This window comes from Planctomycetota bacterium, assembly GCA_016125255.1.
Taxonomy (GTDB): Bacteria; Planctomycetota; Phycisphaerae; order Phycisphaerales; family Zrk34; genus RI-421.
In genome coordinates this window covers 15,374-37,179 of the sequence record WGMD01000016.1, presented here as the reverse complement: position 1 = coordinate 37,179, position 21,806 = coordinate 15,374, and the positions used below count along the sequence as shown (strand labels likewise).

Annotated in this window: 17 protein-coding genes and 1 tRNA gene; 8 read left to right on the top strand and 10 right to left on the bottom strand. The window is 63.1% G+C overall.

Annotated elements, in window-relative coordinates; translation table 11 throughout:
• Positions 1 to 28 precede the first annotated feature (28 nt).
• From GC162_13320 to GC162_13310, 3 genes are read left to right on the top strand one after another with little or no spacing between them, the layout of a single operon-like run.
• On the top strand, positions 29 to 2,956 hold the full coding sequence (locus GC162_13320; protein MBI1369620.1) for a hypothetical protein: 2,928 nt from the start codon (positions 29 to 31) through the stop codon (positions 2,954 to 2,956).
• Positions 2,957 to 2,971: 15 nt separating this feature from the next.
• Positions 2,972 to 3,811 (top strand): prepilin-type N-terminal cleavage/methylation domain-containing protein, encoded by an 840-nt coding sequence (locus GC162_13315; protein MBI1369619.1) that lies wholly within the window; start codon positions 2,972 to 2,974, stop codon positions 3,809 to 3,811.
• A gap of 40 nt (positions 3,812 to 3,851) precedes the next feature.
• Positions 3,852 to 4,568 carry a hypothetical protein gene (locus GC162_13310; protein ID MBI1369618.1) on the top strand — a complete coding sequence of 239 codons (717 nt, stop codon included), beginning with the start codon at positions 3,852 to 3,854 and terminating at the stop codon, positions 4,566 to 4,568.
• A 6-nt stretch (positions 4,569 to 4,574) separates the two neighbouring features.
• Here the strand turns inward: GC162_13310 and GC162_13305 are convergent, their stop codons facing one another.
• Positions 4,575 to 8,486, bottom strand: coding sequence for a hypothetical protein (locus GC162_13305; GenBank protein ID MBI1369617.1), 3,912 nt, complete (start codon positions 8,484 to 8,486; stop codon positions 4,575 to 4,577).
• A 270-nt stretch (positions 8,487 to 8,756) separates the two neighbouring features.
• Between GC162_13305 and GC162_13300 the strand changes: the two genes are divergently transcribed.
• Positions 8,757 to 9,992, top strand: coding sequence for a helix-turn-helix domain-containing protein (locus GC162_13300; protein MBI1369616.1), 1,236 nt, complete (start codon positions 8,757 to 8,759; stop codon positions 9,990 to 9,992).
• On the opposite strand, the gene GC162_13295 is transcribed toward GC162_13300, so the two are convergent.
• The 3 genes from GC162_13295 to GC162_13285 form a co-directional block, all read right to left on the bottom strand.
• Positions 9,967 to 10,353 (bottom strand): DUF423 domain-containing protein, encoded by a 387-nt coding sequence (locus tag GC162_13295; protein MBI1369615.1) that lies wholly within the window; start codon positions 10,351 to 10,353, stop codon positions 9,967 to 9,969. The two genes, GC162_13300 and GC162_13295, sit on opposite strands and share 26 nt — an antisense overlap.
• Positions 10,354 to 10,400: 47 nt before the next feature.
• Positions 10,401 to 10,474 (bottom strand) — tRNA-Arg (locus tag GC162_13290).
• Positions 10,475 to 10,588: 114 nt separating this feature from the next.
• A complete protein-coding gene (locus GC162_13285; protein MBI1369614.1) occupies positions 10,589 to 11,905 on the bottom strand; it encodes a DUF1570 domain-containing protein in 1,317 nt (438 codons plus the stop codon).
• Positions 11,906 to 12,022: 117 nt separating this feature from the next.
• Between GC162_13285 and GC162_13280 the strand changes: the two genes are divergently transcribed.
• Positions 12,023 to 12,310 (top strand): hypothetical protein, encoded by a 288-nt coding sequence (locus tag GC162_13280; GenBank protein ID MBI1369613.1) that lies wholly within the window; start codon positions 12,023 to 12,025, stop codon positions 12,308 to 12,310.
• 26 nt (positions 12,311 to 12,336) lie between these two features.
• Here the strand turns inward: GC162_13280 and GC162_13275 are convergent, their stop codons facing one another.
• Complete coding sequence (locus GC162_13275; GenBank protein MBI1369612.1) at positions 12,337 to 12,603, bottom strand: hypothetical protein; 267 nt, start codon at positions 12,601 to 12,603, stop codon at positions 12,337 to 12,339.
• A gap of 54 nt (positions 12,604 to 12,657) precedes the next feature.
• Between GC162_13275 and GC162_13270 the strand changes: the two genes are divergently transcribed.
• Both GC162_13270 and GC162_13265 read left to right on the top strand, forming a co-directional pair.
• Positions 12,658 to 13,965: a hypothetical protein gene (locus GC162_13270; protein ID MBI1369611.1), complete on the top strand. Its 1,308-nt coding sequence runs from the start codon at positions 12,658 to 12,660 to the stop codon at positions 13,963 to 13,965.
• Positions 13,966 to 14,053: 88 nt separating this feature from the next.
• On the top strand, positions 14,054 to 14,722 hold the full coding sequence (locus GC162_13265; protein MBI1369610.1) for a glutathione S-transferase family protein: 669 nt from the start codon (positions 14,054 to 14,056) through the stop codon (positions 14,720 to 14,722).
• Between the two features lie 54 nt (positions 14,723 to 14,776).
• Here GC162_13265 and GC162_13260 read toward each other — a convergent pair whose 3' ends face one another.
• The 4 genes from GC162_13260 to GC162_13245 are packed head-to-tail and all read right to left on the bottom strand — an operon-like array spanning position 14,777 to position 18,514.
• Entirely contained in the window at positions 14,777 to 15,358 is a 582-nt protein-coding gene (locus GC162_13260) for a GNAT family N-acetyltransferase (GenBank protein MBI1369609.1), read from the bottom strand.
• A complete protein-coding gene (locus GC162_13255; protein ID MBI1369608.1) occupies positions 15,268 to 16,137 on the bottom strand; it encodes a peptidase in 870 nt (289 codons plus the stop codon). The genes GC162_13260 and GC162_13255 overlap by 91 nt, the downstream gene beginning before the upstream one ends.
• Positions 16,025 to 17,041 carry an alpha-E domain-containing protein gene (locus GC162_13250; protein ID MBI1369607.1) on the bottom strand — a complete coding sequence of 339 codons (1,017 nt, stop codon included), beginning with the start codon at positions 17,039 to 17,041 and terminating at the stop codon, positions 16,025 to 16,027. Before GC162_13250 ends, GC162_13255 begins: the two co-directional genes overlap by 113 nt.
• 12 nt (positions 17,042 to 17,053) lie before the next feature.
• Entirely contained in the window at positions 17,054 to 18,514 is a 1,461-nt protein-coding gene (locus tag GC162_13245; protein MBI1369606.1) for a circularly permuted type 2 ATP-grasp protein, read from the bottom strand.
• 301 nt (positions 18,515 to 18,815) lie between these two features.
• Here GC162_13245 and GC162_13240 point away from each other — a divergent pair, with 301 nt between their 5' ends.
• Positions 18,816 to 19,175: a hypothetical protein gene (locus GC162_13240; GenBank protein ID MBI1369605.1), complete on the top strand. Its 360-nt coding sequence runs from the start codon at positions 18,816 to 18,818 to the stop codon at positions 19,173 to 19,175.
• 3 nt (positions 19,176 to 19,178) lie between these two features.
• Here GC162_13240 and clpB read toward each other — a convergent pair whose 3' ends face one another.
• Positions 19,179 to 21,800, bottom strand: coding sequence for an ATP-dependent chaperone ClpB (gene clpB / locus GC162_13235; protein ID MBI1369604.1), 2,622 nt, complete (start codon positions 21,798 to 21,800; stop codon positions 19,179 to 19,181).
• Between the last annotated feature and the right edge of the window lie 6 nt (positions 21,801 to 21,806).

Sequence of the window (21,806 nt, the reverse complement as noted above, 5' to 3'; positions counted from 1 at the left end):
AGGGAATGACATGAAAAGGCACCGTCGCATGAACAATCGCATTGACACGCTTCGTACGCTCCGCCAACGTCCGATCGCGCTAGGTGCCTGCGCGCTGCCTGCGATGTTCGCGCTGGGTCTGGCCGTCACGCCGCCGGCGATCGCCTCCACGATCAACTACAGCGGCGGGACTAACGGCGCCTGGCTCACCAGCACCAACTGGAACAGCGGGTCCGGCCCCGTCCCCGGCAGCGGCGACATCGCCGCCTTCGTCACCGGCAACACCGCCACCGCCGTCGGCATCAACATGAACGGCTCCACCAACAATGGCGCCAACAACCAGATCGTCGGCGAAATCCTGCTCGCCTCCGGCACTACTCATCGAAACATCGGCAACAGTTCCTCCACCGCCGACGGTACGCTGACTCTCAACGGCGTCAGCGGCATCCTCCTGCAGAACACCACCTCCACTTCCAACCTGACCATTCAGAACAACGTCGGCGGCGGCACCAAGAACACCACGCTCGTCTTCGCCAACACCGGCCAGATCGACAACCTCGCCGGCGGACTCATCCAGATCAACGTCGCCATCGGCGGCACCAACGGCTTCACCAAAACAGGCACCGGCACGCTCATCCTCGGCGGGACCACCGCCAGCACCTATACCCTCGGCACCACCGTCAGCGGCGGCACGCTTCAAATCAGCGATGAAAGCCAACTCGGCGCCAACGTCGTCGGCAACAACCTGACCCTCGGCAGCAGCGCCAGCATCCAGGTCGCCACCGGCACCGCCGTCACGCTCGATGACTCCAACCGCTCCATCGTCCTCTCCACCGGCGGCGGCTCCCTCTCCGCCGTCGGCACCGGCGTGCTGACCGTCGCCATTCCCATCACCGGCTCCACCTCGATGAGCAAGGCCAACGACGGCACCGTCATCATCACCGGCGGGTCCAACTCCTACGGCGGCAGCACCAACGTCAGCAACGGCACCCTCGAACTGTCCGGCGGATCCAACCGCCTGCCCACCGGCACCACCGTCACCGTCGGCAACTCCGGCAACAACAACGGCGGCATCCTCAAAATCGACGGCGTCAGTCAAACCGTCGCCAACATCGCTCGCTCCGGCACCGGCGCCACCAACTCCGTCACCAGCCGTTTCGTCGGCGGCTCCGCCTCCAACGCGACGCTCAACGTCAATCTCGCCTCCGGCACGAGCACCTACACCGGTCAGTTCGGCGGCTCGAGCACCAACGAAAACAACATCGGCCTGACCAAGTCCGGCAACGGCACGCTCCAACTCGTCACCGGATCCGCCGGCGGACAGAACGGCGCCACCGTCAGCACCTTCAGCGCCAATTCCTACACCGGCCCGACCGTCATCAACGCCGGCATCCTATCCGTCTCGAACCTCGCCAACGTCGGATCCAACAGCGACATCGGCCGCGGTGACTCCACCAACGCCACCACCAACGCCAACTCCCTCGTTCTCAACGGCGGCACCCTCAAGTATGAGCAGTACTCCGGCACCGGCGCGGGAGCCGTCAGCATGAACCGGCTCTTCAGCGTCGGCACCTCCGGCGGAACTATCGACTCCTCCGGCGTCGGCGCGCTCGGCTTGAACAACACCGGCGCGATGGGCTTCAACAGCCAGTCCGGCGCACGCACGCTGACGCTCGACGGCTCCAACACCTCCGGCAACCTCATCGCCGCGCTCATCGGCGACAGCGGCGGCGCCACCTCGCTCTTCAAGACCGGTGCCGGATCGTGGACCCTCTCCAATGCCGGCAACACCTACACCGGAAAAACCACAATCAACAATGGAACCCTTCAAATTTCCGACGAGCACCAGTTGGGCAACAACCCCGGCTCCTTCGCCGCCGACCAACTCACGATCAACAACGGAGCCACCCTCCAATTCGACACCTCCGGCGGCGCGGTCGTCATCGACGACGCCAACCGCGGCATCACCCTCTCCGGCACCAACGCCAACATCAGCGTGCTCTCCGCCGCCAACTCGGCGACGATCGCCAATGTCATCACCGGCTCAAGCAACGTCGCCAAGACCAACGATGGCACGCTCCTTCTCTCCGCCGCGAACAACTACACCGGCAATACGTTCATCAACAACGGCAAGGTCGAGCTGACCGGCAGCGCCAACCGCCTGCCGACGACGACCAGCGTGCAACTCGGCAACAGCGGCAACAACAACGGCGGGATTCTCCAGCTTGACGGCGTCGCTCAGACGGTGACCAATCTGACGCACTCGGGCGACGACAGCGGCAACGGCGTGGTTAGCCGGGCCGTCGGCGGCAGCGCCGCGCTTTCGACGCTGACCGTCGATCTCGCCAGTGGCACATCAACCTTCAACGGCAAGCTCGGCGGCACACTCACCAATGAAAACAACCTCGCCTTCGTGAAGGCCGGCAACGGCAAGTACATCCTCACCGGCGCCAACACCTACACCGGCACAACCTCCGTCTCCGCCGGCACGCTCATCGTCAACGGCACGCACACCGGCGGCGGACTCTACACCGTCGCCTCCGGAGCGACGCTCGGCGGCAACGGCAACATCGGCGCGTCCGTCACCGTCAACGGCACCTTCGCCCCCGGCAACTCCATCGATACCATCAACATAACCGGCAACTTCACGCTCAACAACATCTTCGAAGCCGAAGTCTCCGGCTCGTCGATCGACCTGCTCAACATCACCGGTAATCTCTCCTTCGGCGGCGCCAGCGTGCTCGACGTCGTCGGCACGCTCACCGATGCCAGCTACACGATCATCACTTACACCGGCACGCGCACCGGCGCGTTCTTCGATTTCTCCGACGCGACGGCGCAGAACTACAGCGTCGACTACTCGGTGGCGGGGCAGGTGCGGCTGGTGCAAAACGTGGTGGTGGTGCCGACGCCGATGGCGCTTCCGGGAGCCGCCGGTCTGGGTCTATTGGCACTGGCGGCGGCACGCCGCCGCTGAAGCAAGGGATACCCCATGCGACGACGCGCATTCAGTCTGGTCGAACTGATGGTGGTCGTATCGATCATCTCCCTGCTGGTCGCGATCCTGCTGCCGTCGCTCAAGGATGCGCAGCGCAATGCGCGGAGCGTCGTATGCGCGACGCATGAGCGGCAGATGGGGCTGGCGGTGCAGGCCTACTGCGGCGATCACTTCGGCCGACTCTACAAGTATTACCGCACGACCGGCCTCTCGACCGGCGGGCTCACGTACGACACGTACTGGATGCACATCTTCAGCCCGTACTTCGCGGACAATCGGGTGATGCTCTGCCCCGAGGCACCGGTCGATTATTCCGGGCAATGGGACTACGTGCTCGACACGCCCAAGGCGTACTCCGGCTGGGGCACGGTGTCGGTCGCATGGGGCGGACCGGATGTCGCATCGACGATCAATTTCATCCGCGGATTCGACGGCAGCTTCGCGCTCAATGCGTGGATGCTCGACGGGCGTAACTATCGGCGAACGGACGGCGCCGACCCTGTGTTCGATGCGCGCGACGAACGCAAGCATTGGCGCAAACTCGACAACCCGACCCGACCTGACGCCACGCCGCTTTTTGCCGACAGCATGTGGGTCGACGTCTGGTTCGAGAACAATGTGAACGGTGGACCGAACTGGGGTCCCCCGCCGACGCTGACGGGGTCGAACAGCTCCGCATCCGGTCGGGTGTGCATCAATCGCCACGGACGCGCGGTCAACGTCGTCTTCGTCGACGGCAGCGCGCACCAGGTGCCGCTCGAAGGCCTTTGGGGTCTGATGTGGAACACCGAGTCGACGCAGACGCAGCCGCCGTGGGCCCTGCCGGCCAAGTGATGCGTCGGCCGGGATGCAGGTACAATTTGAAGCGGGCAACATGAGACGCGTCGGGTTCACAATCATCGAAATGTTCGTGGTGGTGTCGATCATCGCCCTGCTGCTGGCGATCCTGATGCCGTCGATGAGCCGCGCGATTCAGTCCTCCCGGGCTGCCGTGTGTCTGACGCATCAGCGCCAGCTCGCCGTCGCGGCGACAAGCTACGCCTCCGACAATTACAGCAAGCTCGTCGGTTCGTACTGCAACATCGGCCTGCCGCATTCATGGACCACGCCCGACGCGCGCGCGATGGGCTATATCGAAGTGCCCGACGATCTGAAGAAGGGCAAGCTCTGGCCCTACCTCGGCGATTTGGATCTGTACCTGTGCCCCGACGAGCCGCGCGATTACATCCGCAGCTACTCCTTCACGAACTACTGCGGCGGGACCAGCGGCTGGCTCATCGAACCGGCGACGACGCTCGGCATGATCGTCGGACCCGGTCAGCGACTGATGATCCTCGACGAGGTCGACAATCGCGGCGCTAACCGCGGGTCGTGGGTCTGCTACCCCGCCAACGATCCGACGAAGCACGACATCTGGTGGGACTGGCCCGCCGCCAATCACTTCGGCAACACCAACGCCATGACTTTCGCCGACGGTCACAGCGCTCTCTATACCTTCCGCGATCCCGCCACGCCGCTCATCGACACCAACAACTTCAACGCCCCCAACAACATCGACCTCGACTACTACCAGCAGATCTTCTCACCGTGATCGGGCTCACTTTTCGATCGGCGCGATGACGATCGAGCCCATCGTGCCGTCAACGATATTGCGGGGCGCCAGCAGCACGTTGACATGACCCGCGGACAACTCCACTTCACCGCTCAATTCCGTCACCACCTCTTCGCTGACCATCTTCGGCTTCGCGCCCGAGACGAACAGTTCCATCGGCACTTCGCGCTCCTCCGTCTTCGTCGGCGTCAGCGAGCCGACGACTTTGCCGCCGATGATGACATCGATGCGCATCGGCTCGCGCTTCACCGGCACGGTCGCCTCGCGCAGCTTCAGCACATCCTCCCACGCCGGGCTCCAGCACGGCTTTCGATCCGAATATCGCAGCACGCCGGCGTAGGTGATCCGCACGCGCCCCGCCGACGCCGCTTCCACCGGCGCGACCAGCCCCTGACTGAACCGCAGATCACTCACCAGAAAGCTCGGCGTCCCCGTGGCGAACCACCGACCTTCATCACACTGTTGCGGCACCAACGCTTTGGCGTCGAACGTCGCCGGAAGCGCTTTGGCTTCGACGACCTTCAGCGCCCGCTCGGGCATATGATCCGGCGTCGGCGGCTGACTTTCGCTGAATGTGATGCGATACGGCTCGGGTGCGCTGCCGGTTGTGAGCCCGTCTGCGGTGAGCCCCGATAGCACGGGCGCGTCTGGCGCGCCGCCGACGTGATACTGACGCCAGACCTGCTCGCGCACGGCGCGCACGCTCGGCGTGAGCCGATCGGCGGGCAGATTGCCAAGCGACTCGGCGACGGTAGCGAGCGAATCGATGTCCGCCGCCTGAAGAATCAGGGCGTCGACCGACGGCGCGAATGCCCAGTCCGCCCCCTGCACCACTCCCCGCCCGCGCCCCGGGAACGCCGCGCTGACCCGCGGCCAGAGCACGCCCAAGTCATCAAGCGACTCGGCCATCGGGTTGTCCCGTACATTCGTCACGTCCAGCAGAATCACCGGCTGGCCGAAGTAGAACGCCGGGGCCCCCGCGTACCAGTCGTTGCTGTTTTTGGTCAGCCGTTTCACCGCACCGATCGCCTCGCCCGACTCCGCCTTGGCGTTCTCCGCGCGCTGCTCGTCGGTCAGTTCGTATGCGAGCGTGTAGTTCGTCATCACCGGGTGCTCGCGCACGTCGACTTGGACGCCGCGCTCGCCGAGCATCGCCTTGATCTTCTGCGCGATCGCCAGCCGGCGCTCCGCCTCCGGTCCGTCGAAAATCGGCAACACCACCTTCGCCCCTTTGGCCAGCACGCGATCGATCGCTTCCCGATTTCGTACGATCAGCCGGTCGGTCATCGGCGTGCAGCCCGCCTCCGCATACGCCAATGGCGCGACATGCAGCGGCAGCGTCGCCGTCAGACCATCAAGTTGCGAGCGCACCACGATCGACCATGCCCCCGCCGCCGCATTGATCGGCAGCGGAATCGTCATCGAGAAATCGCCCGCCGCCGCTGTGGCGCGGTAGAACTCTGCGAACATCTTGCCGTCGGGCGTCAGCAGCGCCAGATGAAACGGCACGACCGCGGCGATCAGCTTGTCGCCGTCACTGAACGAAACGCTGACGCCCACGCCTTGGCCCGCTGACGCCTTCTGCGTCGCGCTCAACCCGATCGCCTTGACCGCACGCGGCAGCACCGCCAGCACGCGCGCCGTCGTATTCGTCAAATCGACGTCCGCCGCCCCGATCGCCCCCAGCGACGTTTCAGCCGTGAGGTCGTACATCACCGCGTCTTTTGGTGCGTGAATCGTCGGCGAAATCTTTTCTCGCACCTGATACCAGTCCGCCTGCGTGAACACATGCGAATCGTTGACGGCGATGAGGTAGCGTGCTTCCCCGCCGACCATCTGAGCGAGCGACACAACCGTATCCGCGCCTTTGTCCGATGTGAAATATCCGCGTCCGACGTCGCCGAGCGCCTTGATCAGATGCGGCGCCAACTCGGCGTGCCAGCGGGCTTCGCTGATCGTGTCGTTCTCGTTGGCGGTCATGCTTGGGACGGACCAGTTGTGCGGCTGACCGGGAACGGTGAACGGCAGCGCGTAGTCCATCTTCACCGCATCGACGCCGGGCAGGTCGATCGTCGTGTTGCCGTCGACGATGACTTTCGTCCCCGCCGATCCAAGCGCTGCGATCGCGCTGCACACATCGGCCTCGAGCGGAAAGGTCTGACCGGCGATGATCAGCGCGGGCAGATCAACGACGCGATGGGCAAGCAGATCTTCTTCGGTGACGAAGCGCGGCGTGTAGCCCAGCCGGGCGAGCGAGACGATGAGTTTGTAGCCGAGCGTGCCGAAGCCGGGGACCATGTGCTGCCGCTTGTACTGAGCGCGCGAATACAGAACGCCCACGCCGTGTTCGGCACGGGCGTTCGTCGCCAATGACGCGAATCGATCGAGGAACGCCTTGCCCGCACGGATGTCGTCCCCGCCGCTCTTGTCGCGGACGTTGTCCCACAGACTCCCGGCGTTCATCGACCCGGCGACGGTGCTGAACGCTTCGAAGGCGAAGCCGATGCCGGTCGCGCCGAAGGGCAGACCGTGCGCCGCGAAGCGCGTCATCTTGCCCGCATAAGCCGCTCGCCCGTGCGCGGCTCCGGTGGCGTTGGAGATCCAGATGGGCTTGTCCCCGCGATGCATTTCGAGAATCGCCTGCGTGTAGAGCGGTTGAAAGGCGTAGTCGGGGCCGCCTGCCTGGTCGTTCCATGTCGACTGATAATGGAAGTCCAGCGGCTCGTCGGCGCTGGGGTGATACTGCCCGAAGCGGACCGCGGCGTGATCGACCTGCACGCTGGCGGTCGCGCGCAGCGTCGGATCGATCGACTTGATGTTGCGATTGTAGGCGCGGTATGTGTCGGCGTAGCGCGTCATCAGGAACCACGACCATGCGTCGAGCCGCTGCTCGAACGCCACGCGCTGCGTGTCGGACATGGGCTTGGTGTACCGGGCGATCTCGCCCAGCCACAGGTGCGTCGGCAGGTCGATCGCGGTGGCGAATTCGGGACGGCGGATCGACAGGAGATATGCGATGTACTGCCCCTCAGTGACGGGCGCCAGGCCAGTCGTGCGCGTAAACTCATTGGCCAATTCGTGGTCGATGTTTTCGATATAGCGGCGCAGCGCGTCCTTCGAATCGCCCCATTGCCAGTACGTCAGCAGCATGCGTCGATTGCCCGGCGCGAAGCCGGTCGGGTCCCAGTTGTAGCAGAACCCGGCGAAATTCGGAAAGCGCCCGTTCGCCTGCGCCAAAAGGATCATCCGCCGACTCATTGAGCGGATTTCGTCGGGCGTGCTGACGGGGCAGAAGCTCGTGGGGCGCGTGTCGGAGTTGACCATCGCCATCGTGCCCGCGCGCGCCATCGCGTCCATGAAGGGGAACATGCCGCTGTCCGCCCGGCCGACGAGCATCGCCGTCGACACGCCGGAGGCGCGGTAGATGTTCGTGATGTGATCCCAATGCACCGCGCTGGCGTCCGCGGCGGCCTGCGCATTGGCCCGCTGCTCCTTGGTGAACTGCGGCGTCGGCGGCGCGGCTTCATCCTGCATCGACGCGGCGCTCCTGCGCAGCACGCTCACGAGCGTCAGTCGATGTGTAAGCGCCTGCCCATTGAGCCGAAGCGCATAATCGCCCGGCGCGAGCGGCGCCGTGTTCAGAAAGATCGCGCGCGGTTGACCGCGATAGAGCGTCAGCGCCGATCCGTCCGCCGCGACCAACTCAAGATGTGTTTCCGCGTCGTCCGCCAGATGGGCAATACCCAGCGGGACCGTCTCGCCGATGTAATACGCGCTCCGCTCCATCGGCAGCACGACGTCCGCCGCCGACCCCTCCCCCGCCCGCACATCGCCCCCCGGTAATGACCCCGCCGCACACACCACCGACACGATCAGCACCGCAAGCGATTGACGCATGAAACCACTCCAGGGGAGGTTGCTTGTTCAACGGATTGATGCAGTAATTATAATTTTTATCGTCACACCTGTACAGGCAACGGCGAAGCGAAATCAGGCCTGCGGACCTCGGCGATCGCGGCACGCAAACCCATCGGCGAGCTGACGTAAACCAGTAATCCGAGAGCGACAATACAAAATGTAGATATACACAAGTTCGTATATAAAAACAACTTGAACGACGATATGTGATCATGCAAAACTGCAATACTTTGGATATAATGCAGACGCATGACCCATCGCCCCAAAGTCGCCCTGCTCATAGAGTCGTCACGTGCATACGGCCGGGGGCTGCTGCGCGGGATTGCGGCGTATGCGCGAACGCATGGGCGGTGGTCGATCTTCCATCAGGAGCGGGCGCAGGCGGATGATGTGCCCGACTGGCTGCACAAATGGAAGGGCGACGGCGTGATCGCGCGCATCGAAACCCCCCGCCTCATCAGTCAGCTTCAGAAGCTCAACCTGCCGACCATCGACCTGCGCGGTCTGCATGATGTACCAGGCATCCCGCTCATCGAGACCAATGATCAATCCGTCGTGCGGCTGGCGATCGATCATCTGCTCGAACGCGGGTTCACGCAGTTCGCCTACTGCGGATTCGCCGGCACGAACTACTCGGATCGTCGACTCCGATATCTGCGCGAGCTGCTGGCGGCGCGCGGGGTCGAGGCGGCGATCTTCAACGGGTCCGGCGGCGCACCGCGCAAGGACGCCGGCGACACCACCACCAGCATCGAAGTCCGCGGCCTCATGCAGGAGGCGCAGATCGCCGACTGGATCGCCGCACTCCCCAAACCGATCGGTCTCATCGCCTGCAACGATGTGCGCGGGCAGCAGGTGCTCAATGCCTGCAACGAGCGCGGCATCGCCGTGCCGGACGAGGTGGCGGTGATCGGCGTCGATGACGACGAGGTGTTGTGCGAACTGTGCAATCCGCCGCTCACGAGCGTCGCGCCGAACACCGAGAAGATCGGGTATGAGGCGGCGGCGCTTCTGGATGCGATGATGGCGGGTCGGCCGGCGCCGGAGCACAAAATGTTCATCGAGCCGCGGGGTGTGGTGACGCGGCAGTCGACGGACGTGCTGGCGGTGGCGGACCGGGATATCGCGGCGGCGGTGCGGTTCATTCGGGAACATGCGATGGACGGGATCAGCGTCGAGTCGGTGCTGGCGCAGGTTCCATTGAGCCGCAGCACGCTGGAGCGGCGATTTTCCCGGCTTTTGGGCCGGTCGCCGAAGGCGGAGATCTTGCGTGTGCAGCTTGAACGGGTGAAGCAGCTCTTACGCGAGACCGATTTCACGCTGCCGAAGATCGCGCAGTTCGCAGGGTTCAAGCATCCGGAATACATGTGCGCGATGTTCAAGCACAAGACGGGGATGACGCCGGGCGATTATCGACGGAGCACGGAGCACTCGGCGGATCTGGCGACGCAGCGGACGATCACGCAGCAGCGCGCGGCAACCTGAAAGCAAAGACGATGAGCATGACCCAACCGGCGAGAAAGCACATGCCGCCGAGAGGTGTGATCGCGCCGAGCCATTTGATGCCGGTGATCGCCAGGGCGTAGAGCGAGATCGAGAACACAGCGACGCCGCCGGTGAACAGATAAGCGATCATGTCCAGCAGCGCCGACGGATGCCGCGACGCCACGGCAGCGAGGGCGATCAGCGCCAGGCCATGATACATGTGATAGCGCACACCGATTTCGTAAACATCACGGGCATGGGCGTCGAGGTTGAGCTGCGAGAGGCCGTGCGCGCCGAATGTGCCTGCGAGCACGGCGGTCAGACCCAGGATCGCGCCCAGAAGTAATAGCGTTCGTGACATAGTGCGACCTCAATGGATGGGAATGCCAAGCCGCAAGCGGCGAAAAATACGCGCGGCAGGGCTCGAACCTGCAACCTTCGGTTCCGAAGACCGAAGCTCTATCCAATTGAGCTACGCGCGCCGGTAAGGAGGGCATTATAGGGGAAGATGGGGAAGGAAAGGCGATCCGGGGCTTCGCGGCGCTCAGCCCTGGGCATTTGGGGGGTACATCACCACATCGCCACATCACGACTTTTCAACGCAGCGTGCGGAGGTAGTTGGACCATTGTTCCTGCACATCGCGGACCGGGCCGAAGGCGTCTTCGAATTCCTGGAGCATGGAGGCGTCGGAGCGGCGGCCGGGATGGATCTTCGAAAGCTGCTGGAGATATTGGCGCATCTGATCGTGGCGCTTCTTGAAGAGGAACTGGAACAAGCCATATGCCTGTGCATACAGGTCAGCGAGCTTGGCCTTGTCGTCAACGGGGAGCCGCGAGAGGGTGACGAATTCCTTGAGCGGCAGGGCGCGGTTGTGCGAAGCGACGTCGCCGAGCAGACGGCGGCGTTCGACATTGTCGAAGTACGGGCCGAACGGCCGGGCGGGATCATCCACTTCAAAGTTGGTGGCGAGTCCTTCCGAGAGCCAGAACGGATACATCACGCCGTTCGTCTGCACGCCGGAGTTGAACGAAAGCTGATGCACCGCTTCATGCGTGGTCTTGGCGGCGTTGATCATGTTCGCCACAACCTGAAGTCGATTGCGGTTCCACTGAAGCTCGCGGCTCGCATCGTCGAGCTTGCGGCGGTGATCGCTGACCAGCGCGATGTTCCGGGCGTCGCGTGTGATCGCCTGACGCAGATCGTCGACGGTCTGCTGAAGCTCTTCGATGTGCTCGACGACGCGCTGATGATCCGGGCTGGACGTGTCGTTGTAGAAGGCGATGCGATTGGTCTTCTGCGAGTAGTACCCGCTGGACCATCCCATGTCCTGTCCGTCGGCCTGAAGCGAATAGGCGGTGAAGTCGGCGTGGGAGTCGAAGAGCACGCACACGAGCCGGCGATCCAGCGGCAGCGCGTGAATATCCGCCCGCCGCAGCGCGGAGAAGTACAGGTCGTGTGCCTTCTCCAAAAGCACCGCCCGGTTCAAGGCCCACGCCTTGTCCGTGTCATAAAAAATCAAAAAGTGCGGCGAGACGTGCAGCTCAAAACGCGGACCGAGCAGTTTGCTCAATTCCGCCTGCCGCTGCGGGTCGTCGGACAGGCGCGTCTTGTCGGAGATTTCGACAAGCCGATTGTACGCATGTTCATCTGCGGGATTGAGCTTGAGGACCTGACGATACAGATCCGCGGCCTGAATGCCCAAGTCATTGTCGCCGGCCCAGTCGGCGAGCGCCATCAGCGATTGCGGATTACTTTGATCGGTTTGGGAGAGCCGCTGCAGATAGGCGACGGTCTTATTGTCGAGGGGTGGGCCGGCACGCACGGATCGCGCGGACCCGGCCAAACTGAGGGCCGCGGCCGCCAGCAGGATCGAAAGATGTCGCCCGGTGCGTGGAATCATTTCCGCAAGCATTATACCGCCCGTCAAATCGGTGGTCCGACCGTCATGACTTGCATCGGCCCTCGTGTTTGGCGGCTTGAGGGGCGCACCGCTAAGATAAAGGACGGACTATGCCTTTCGGAGCTTGCGATGCGACGATTCGGGCTGCTGTTGCTGGCGATGACGCTGCTTGCGGGATGCGAGGAGCGCGTGGTCGGCGTCAAGAACAGTTGGGTCGGAAGCCAGTACGAGTACGCCGAGGAACGCTATCCGCCGCAGAAGAAGCAGGCCGACCCGCTCAAGAGCGTGGGCAATACGCTTTTCGGATGGACCGACGGCCTGTTCGGGTCCAAGAAGCGTCCGCGCACCGGCGAACAGATCGGCGAGATCAATCCGAATCAGAGCTTCGGCCAGCCGCGCGAAGAGCGCAGTCCGTAAGCGAAGCGGTCGATCGGCGGTTGGGGTTATTGGGCTGTGAAAAATCGCGTGCTCACGCCGTCGGCCCCGATGCGGGCGCGGACGTTCTTGCCGCAACTGGGGCATCGGCCGACGTACGCCTCGCCGGCGCGGTCGCGGTAGATACGACTGTACACATGACAGCAGCGCCAATGCACGGCAAGCCACGGACGATGGCGCATCGCTTCGCCGACCGTGCCTGTGGCGACGGCTGCGTCGGGCTGCGATTCGGTCACGCCGGCCACATCCAGAATGTAATCACGCGATTCGCTCACTCGCTCAATATCGGCTAATCTGATGGCGGCGGTTAAGTGGAAAGACCACGTCGGATGAAACAACACGAACTCAAAGATCGGCGCGTCGTCATCATGGGCCTGGGCCGCTTCGGCGGCGGGGTCGGGGCCGCTCGCTTCTGCGTGCATCAGGGCGCCCGCGTACTCGTCACCGACCTGCTCGCCGAGGGCGAACTGACCGCTTCGATCGCAAAGCTCGACGGCCTGCCCATCGACTACCGCCTCGGCGGCCACGAAGTCGACGACTTCGCCAAGGCCGATCTCGTCATCGTCAACCCCGCCGTCGATCTGCGCAACAACCGCTTCCTCAACGCCGCGACGCAGCGCAAGGTGCCGATCACGACGGAAATCCGCCTGCTCGTCGAGCGTCTGCCCAATCGCGCCCACACGATCGGCATCACCGGCACGGCGGGCAAGTCGACGACGACCGCCATGATCGCGCACATCCTCACCGCCGCATTCGGCCGGCGTAATGTGCACATGGGCGGGAACATCGGCGGGTCGCTGCTGGGCGAACTCGACCAGATCACGCCCGAGCACTGGGTCGTGCTCGAGCTTTCGAGCTTCATGCTCGACATGCTCGAAGGATGGTCCCCGCACATCGCCGTCGTCACCAACATCGGCGACAACCACCTCGATCGCCACGGCAATATCGACGCCTACGTCAAAGCCAAGAAGACCATCTTCCGCCAGCAGAATCACGAGGACCGCGTGGTGCTCGGGCCGAGCGTGGCGGACTGGCGATTCGACACGGCGGCGGTGTCGATCATCGAAGATGAACCGATCGAGGAAGATCTGCTCGTGCCCGGCGAGCACAATCAGCTCAACGCCGCGCTGGCGATCACCGCCTGCGAATCGGCGCGTGTCAGCCGCACCGATGCGATTCACGCCCTGCGAAGTTTCCCCGGCCTGCCGCATCGCCTCCAGCTTGTCGCGACCCACAAAAACGTCCGCTACTACAACGACTCCAAATCCACCACGCCCGAAGCCGGCATGCTCGCCATCGACAGTTTCGATCATGACACCGTGCACCTGATCCTCGGCGGGTATGACAAGCACGCGGACCTGTCGCCCTTGGCGCGCTACGCCGCGTCGCGCTGTGCGGCCGTGTACACCATCGGTCACACCGGCCCGGCGATCGGCGACGCCATCGAGCGACAATCCCCCCACTGCCCCGTCCGGCGCTGCGGCCTGCTCGAGGTCGCCGTCAAGGAAGCCGCCGCCGCCGCCCGGGCGGGACAATCCGTCGTACTCAGCCCCGCCTGCGCTTCCTATGACCAGTTCACCAACTACGAAGCCCGCGGCCAGGCCTTCGCCGACGCCGTGATGAAGTTCGTAAAATAATGACCCGCCGTGTAACCCGCCGCGCCGACCCGCATCGCAGGATGCGTTCGTGGTGGTGATCCATTCCTATTCTTAAGAGGATTTATCGATGGCCGATGTCATTGTCTACGGAGCGAGCTTCTCCCCGTTCGTTCGCAAGCTGCATGTGCTGCTCGATGAGAAAAACGTGGCGTTCGAAGCGGTGCCGGTGAGCCCGCGCGACTGGCCCGCCGAGCTGCGTCCGCACAGCCCGTTGGGCAAAATCCCGCTGACCAAAGTCGGCAACAAATACGTGCCCGACTCCTCGGTCGCCGCGTTTTATCTCGAACGCAAATACCCCTCTCCCGCGCTGTATCCGACAAATGATGAGCAGATCGCCGACGCCCTGTGGTTCGAAGAGTACATCGACGGCGGCGTCATCCCCAAGATCGGCCCCAAGATCGTCTACCAACGCATCGTCCGCCCCATGTTCCTCGGCGAACCCTGCGATGAAGCCATCGTCAAAGAAGGGGTCACCGTCGATCTGCCCCCCATCCTCGACTACCTCGAAAAAGCTGTCGTTTCCGGGGGCGGCGACTATCTCGTCGGCGGCAAATTCTCCATCGCCGACATCACCGTCGTCAGTTGCCTCATCAACCTCGGCTACGCCAAAGTCACCATCGACGCCACGCGCTGGCCCAACGTCGCCCGCTACCTCGCGAAAACCACCCAGCGCCCCAGCTTCGCCAAAGCCCTCAAGCGCGACGAAGCCCTTTTCGCCGCGGTCGCGAAAAAGTAAACACCAAGCTGGATTCATGAGGCGGGGGGACTTAAGTCCCCTCGCCTTTTTCAATCAATCCGGCAATGTCTTCTCGAAAATCACCAGGTTCGCCCCGCGGTCCGGGTCCCAGCGGACGCCCATCACGTCGTAACGGTGCTCGATGCACATGTGCAGCATCGCGCGGTGGCCGTTCTGGCATTCGAGGCGCACGGATTCGTAGCCGTGCTCCAGCGCCCATGAGTGCTGGGCCGCCATGAGTTGCGATGCGATGCCCGCCCGGCGAAAGTCCTTGAGCACGCCGTAGAACCATGAGAAGAACACATCGGGCTTGAGCTCGAACCCCAGCGAAAAACCGGCAGGGTTGCCGTCGACGGTGGCGACGAGTATCAGCGGATTGTAACGCCCGAGGTAACGGCGTTTGAAGAATGCGGCATCGCGTGCCGGAGTAAACACCTGGTTGTACAACGACGCGACCAGTTCAAGGTCCGTCAGTCCCAACACGTCAATCTTCGCTTCAGCCATGGGCTCAACGCTCCTCACACAGCGACATTGTAGCCCATCGGTTACGCGGCATCTTCCGTGTGCATCGCCAGAGGACCGCCCGGCTCCGTCCCCTCTTCCTCCGCTGCTCCTGCGATCAATTTGCTCAGCCATTGCGTCGGCAGTTTCTCGATGCCCTGCCGCAGATGTTCCTGCCACCAGCGCGACGCCTCGGCCATGTCGCTCACTTCAAGCCGGCGCTCGACCATTTCCGAATCCGCCCCCGCCGGGCACAGCACGATGTCGACCGGGAAGTCGACGTCGGAGGCGGACAGGCGCGTCGAGTCGAACGCGAGCATGCCGATCTTGAGGGCATGGGCCAGCGAGTCATGCGCATGCAGGCCCCGACGGAGGATCGGCTTGCCGTAGGCGCCGGAGCCGATGACATGAAACGGCGTGCCGTGCGTGACTTCGATCCAGTTGCCTTCGGAATACACGAGATAGAGCTTGGGTTCCGCATCTGCGGCGAGTTGCCCGCCGATCAGACATTGAATGTCAAAGCGCAGGCCGACCGCCTCCAGCGAAGCTCGATCCTCCTGCGCGACGCGGCGAATCTGCTGGCCGATCGCACTGGCGGCTTCATAGATGCGCCCGAAAGGCCCGGGTCGATCCTCGATCATCTGATCGAAGTACGTCACCACCTTGTCGCGCGCCGAACGCAGACCCGACGTCATCATGAACATGCGATGGCCCAGATGCGCGTACGTCGAGAGCTTCCGCGCCGTCGTCACATCGTTCCCGCAGGTGATCCGCGTGTCCGCGATCGCCACGAGTCCGCTCTCAAGCTTCATTCCCAAGCAGAATGTCATAGGTCCTCGCGCTTTGGTATTGCATCTGAATCTCCGGCTCCGGCTCGATCGGCTGCAGCGCGAAGAAGGTTTCATGAATCGCATGACCGACGGCGTTAAGCTTCGTCTGGAAGGAGTCGAGGAATTCGTGCAGCCCGCCGGACACGACCTGCTCGATCCGTGCGTACGAAAGTTCGGACACGAGCCGGCTGAATCGCCGCTCCGCTTCGTTGGTGTACTCCTCCCGCCGCGTTCCCGAAATCTCGTAAAGCGAAAGCCGGGCCTGCTCGATGCAGTGACGGATCGCGCGCGGGAAGCGCCGATCGAGAATCAGAAACTCCGCCACGCGCAGCGGATTGATCGTCCCATGCTGCTGGCGATACATCTCAAACCCGTTGATCGAATGCAAAAGCGAAGCCCACTGCGCATCGTCCATCGGCGTCCCGACATGCGAGGGACTCGGCAGCAGCAGGAAGTATTTGACGTCCAGAATGCGCGACGTCTTGTCCGCGCGTTCCATGAGCCGGCCCATCTTCCCGAAGTGCCAGCCCTCATTGTGCGTCATTGTCGAATCCGTCACGCCCAGAAACAGATGACTCGCCAGTTTCACCATCTGGTAGAAACCATACGGATCGCGGTCGACCTGCCGCCGGGCGTCCGGCCCGGTCACCATCAGGTAAAACTCATTAAGCTGCTCCCACATCTGCGCGGTGATCGTCTCGCGCACGCTCCGGGCGTTCTCGCGCGCCGCCCGCACGGTCGACACGATCGAGTTGGGGTAGTCGGTGTTGAAGGTCAGAAATTCGATGACCGCGTCGCGCTCCGGCTCGCCGTACATCTTCTTGAAGACCGCGTCGTCCCCCGTGATCGCCACCAGCGGCATCCACTGCTCCTCGTGCGACAGATCGTTCACGAGCGTCAGATGCGCATCGATCATGCGGGCCAGGTTCTCCGCCCGTTCGATGTAGCGGCTCATCCAGTAAATCGAATCAGCAACGCGCGAAAGCATGGGGGCCTCTTTTCATTCGCTGAACACCCAGGTGTCTTTGGAACCGCCTCCCTGCGAACTGTTGACCACGAGCGAACCCTTCCGCATCGCCACGCGCGTCAGTCCGCCCGGCAGCACATACGGCTTGGCGCCCATCAGGATGAACGGGCGCAGATCGACATGACGCCCTTCGATGTGCTCGCCGCAAAGCGTGGGCATGCGCGAAAGACTGAGCGTGGGCTGCGAAATGTAGTTGTCGGGATTGGCGCGAAGGCGATCGGCGAAGGCGCTGATCTGCTCCTTCGTCGCCGCCGGTCCGACGAGCATGCCATACCCGCCTGACTCGGCGACGGGTTTCGTCACGAGCTCGCTCAGATGTTCGAGCACATAGGAAAGCTGTTTCGGATCGCGACACAGGTACGTCGGCACATTGGGCAAAATCGCTTCTTCCGACAGATAGAACCTGATCATGTCGGGGACGAATGTGTAAATCGCCTTGTCATCGGCGACGCCGGTGCCGGGGGCGTTGGCGAGGGCGACGTTGCCCGCCCGGTAGGCCTCGATGAGTCCGGGGACGCCGAGCATCGAATCGGGGCGGAACGCCTTGGGATCGAGGAAGTCGTCGTCGATGCGCCGGTAGAGCACATGCACCTGCTCGAACCCGCGCGTCGTCCGCATGTACAGGCGCTTGTCGCGCACGACCAGATCACGCCCTTCGACCAGCTCGATGCCCATCTGCTGAGCAAGGAACGAATGCTCGAAGTACGCCGAGTTGTACACGCCCGGCGTGAGCAGGCCGACCTTCGGCTCGCGCACATAATCTGGCACGAGATGCTTGAGCGTCTCAAGCAGATGCGACGGATAATCGACGACGAGCCGAATCCCCGCCGCCGCGAACAGGTCCGGGAACGCCCGCTGCATGATGCGCCGGTTCTGTAGAACATACGACACGCCCGACGGGCATCGCAGATTGTCCTCCAGCACGTAGTACTGCCCATCGCCGTTGCGCACCAGGTCCGTCCCCGTGATGTGCGCCCAGATACCATGCGGCGGCTGGAGCCCCTCGCACTGTTTGCGATAGCCCGTGCAATGGCGAACCATTTCTTCGGGGACGATCTTCTCATTGAAGATGCGTCCCTCGTTGTAGACATCGCCGATGAACATGTTCAGCGCGGTGATGCGCTGCTTCAGGCCCCGCTCGAGCGTGTCCCACTCGGCCGCGCTGATCGGGCGGGGGATCATGTCGAAGGGGAAGATGCGTTCGGTGCCTTGATTATCGTTGTAGACGGTGAAGGTGATGCCGGCTTTGAGCATGAGCTGCTCGACCGCCTGCTGCTTGCCGCGCAGTTCGCCCGTGGCGTGCAGGTCGATGATCTGCTTCAGGAGCGACGCCCCCGGACGCATCGCGCCGTCCGACTCGAAAACCTCGTCGTAAAACGCATCGACATCGTACATGGATAGAAGTGCCTCGTCGCCAACCTGTGTCTGGTCCATACGCATCGCCATCCAGACGCCTGTTGATGCAAATCCAATGCCATCGCCCTTGGCGCGGCATTCCCGCCCTGTCGCTGCGCATCAAATACGCAGCCCTTCAACTTCCAACAAAAAAACCGCCTAATTCCAAGGCAGCCGTATGCAACGGCAATACGCCTCGAATTTGGGCCTCTTCACAATATTCTCAAGCATCCTAATACACCTATCGGGATGGGACCACTGGAAATATTCAGCGGCAACGACGTCGTCCTTTGCTTCTGATATAGTCCGCCACATGGAGCCAACACCATCGAATTCCCGAATGGGCGCAGCGGATACGACGGCGATTGCTATCGCCGCGTTGTGGCTCTACACGATGGTGACGAACAAACATCCCGCCGACCCGCGGTCGATCGGCATGGGCGGGCTGGCCATCGCGATTATCGTGCTCGAAACGCTGTACATCTGGCGAGGAAATCTGACGGCGCGGCGTCTACTAGGGTGGATGTTCGCACTATTTGCGATCGTCTCAATTATCGCCGCCGCGTTTCTCTTACCGGGGTGGCTCTCACATCCAAATTGGGATCAGATCAAATTCAAGGCGATCTTCACGATTGCTTACATCTGCATCGCCTATGCTCAGACGCGATCACCTGCAAAATCCAACACGCAAGCCCCGTGAGGATTACTCCTCGATCAGCTCCGCCTCGACAACTTCCGGGCCTTTGGCGAACGTGTAGCTCTTGCCGCTTACGTCGATGTGGATCGTGTCGCCGGCGACGAACTCGCCCGCAAGGAGTTTCTGCGCCAGCGGGTTTTCGAGGCGCTGTTGGATCACGCGTTTGAGCGGGCGGGCGCCGAAGGTGGGGTCGTAGCCCTCATCGGACAGTTGGTCCTTCGCCGCGTCCGTCAGAACAAGTCCGATCTCGCGCTGGGCGAGGCGGAGCTTGAGGTCGCGGAGCTGAATGTCCACGATGCCGCGGAGCTGCGGCTTGGTGAGCTGATGGAAGATGATCACCTCGTCGATGCGGTTGAGCAGCTCCGGCCGGAAGTATTCCTTGAGCTGCCCGCGGACCTGCGCTTCGATTTCGAAATCCTCCGCGCCGGAGGCGGTCAGTTCCTGAATCGCGGCGGAGCCGATGTTGCTGGTGAGCACGATGATGGTGTTCTTGAAATCGACCGTGCGGCCATGCCCATCGGTCAGCCGCCCGTCATCGAGCACCTGAAGCAGGATGTTGAACACATCCGGGTGCGCCTTTTCGACTTCGTCAAAGAGAATCACGCAATACGGTCGGCGGCGCACCGCTTCCGTCAGCCGCCCGCCTTCCTCGTAGCCGACATACCCGGGCGGGGTGCCGATGAGCCGCGCTACGCTGTGCTGCTCCATAAACTCGCTCATGTCCAGCCGCACCATCGCGTCTTCCGTGTCAAATAGAAACTGAGCCAGACTCTTGCAAAGCTCAGTCTTGCCGACGCCCGTTGGACCCAGAAACAGAAAGCTGCCGATCGGCCTCCGGGGGTCGCCAAGACCCGCTCGACTCCGGCGCACCGCATCGCTGACGGCGCGCACCGCATCATCCTGTCCGACAACGCGCTTGCGCAGGGCGTCCTCCATGCGCAGCAGTTTCTCCTTCTCGCCTTCCATCAGCCGCGACACCGGGATGCCGGTCCACTTGCCGACGACCTCGGCGATTTCCTCCGCCGTGACTTCCTCGCGCAGAAGCGATCCGCGCGATTCCTCCTCGCGCACCGTCGCCTCCGCCGCCATGAGCTGCTGCGTCAGGTCGCGCAGTTCGCCATACTGAATGCGCGCCGCCTGCTCCAGGTTCCCGCTGCGCTGGGCCTGTTCGAGCTCGACGCGTTTGCGGTCGATGGTTTCCTTGAGCTGCTTGATGCGGTCGAGTTGACCCTTCTCGTGCTCCCACCGCGCGGTCAGCTCGCTGTTTTTCTCGGAGAGTTCCGCCAGTTCGTGGTTCACGCCTTCAAGCTGCTTCGCCGATCCGGGGTCCTTTTCCTTCTTGAGCGCTTCGCGCTCGATCTCCAGTTGCATGATCCGCCGGCGCAGTTCATCAAGCTCCGCCGGCATCGATTCGTTCTCGATCCGCAGGCGCGATGCGGCTTCATCGACGAGGTCGATCGCCTTGTCGGGAAGCTGCCGGCCGGTGATGTAGCGGTTGGACAACTGCGCCGCCGCCACGATCGCGCCGTCCTGAATGCGGACGCCGTGATGGGCTTCATATCGGGCTTTGAGGCCGCGCAGAATGGCGATGGTGTCCTCGACGCTCGGTTCGCTGACGAAGATCGGCTGAAACCGTCGCTCCAGCGCGGCGTCCTTCTCGATGTGCTGGCGATATTCATCAAGTGTCGTCGCGCCCACCACGCGCAGCTCGCCGCGCGCGAGCATCGGCTTGAGCAGATTGCCCGCGTCCGGCGAGCCCTCCGTCTTGCCGAGGCCGACGACTGTATGCAACTCGTCGATGAACAGAATGACCTGCCCATCGCTGCCGGTCACTTCGCGCAGCACGGCTTTCAATCGCTCTTCAAATTCCCCGCGATATTTGGCGCCCGCGATCATCGCGCCCATGTCCAGCGCGATCAGCCGCTTGTTTTGCAGCGACGCCGGCACGTCGCCGTTGGCGATGCGCAGCGCCATGCCCTCCGCAATCGCCGTCTTGCCCACGCCTGCTTCGCCGATGAGCACCGGGTTGTTCTTCGTGCGGCGTGAAAGCACCTGCATGCACCGGCGAATCTCCTCATCGCGACCGATCACCGGGTCGATCTTGCCCTGACGCGCCAACTCCACGAGATCGCGCCCGTATTTTTCGAGCGCTTCATATGTCTGCTCCGCGCCGGGGTCGGTGACGCGCTGACCCTTGCGCAGTTGCGTGACGGCCTCGAGCAGGTGCTTGCGGTCGATGGCGTTAATCGAGAGCACTTCCTTGGCGGAGCTTTTCACTTCGGCCAGCGCCAGCAGCATGTGCTCCGTCGAAATATATTGGTCCTTCAGCGCGGTCGCCTCCGCCTGCGCCTTGCCGAGCACCTCGCCCAGATCGCGCGACATGCTGACCGCACCCGATCCCGACACCGTCGGCCGGCGCTGCAATTCCGATTGCACAATCGACGCGACGCGCGACGCATCGGCGCCGATGCGCTTCAGCAGCGAATGCGTCACGCCCGAGGCATCGGCGAGCAGCGCCGAAAGAAGATGCAGCGCATCGACCTGCGCGTGGCCCATCGTCTGAGCGACCTCCTGCGCGGCGGCGAGGGCTTCCTGAGCTTTGGTGGTGTATTTATCGATGGGGGACATGATGCG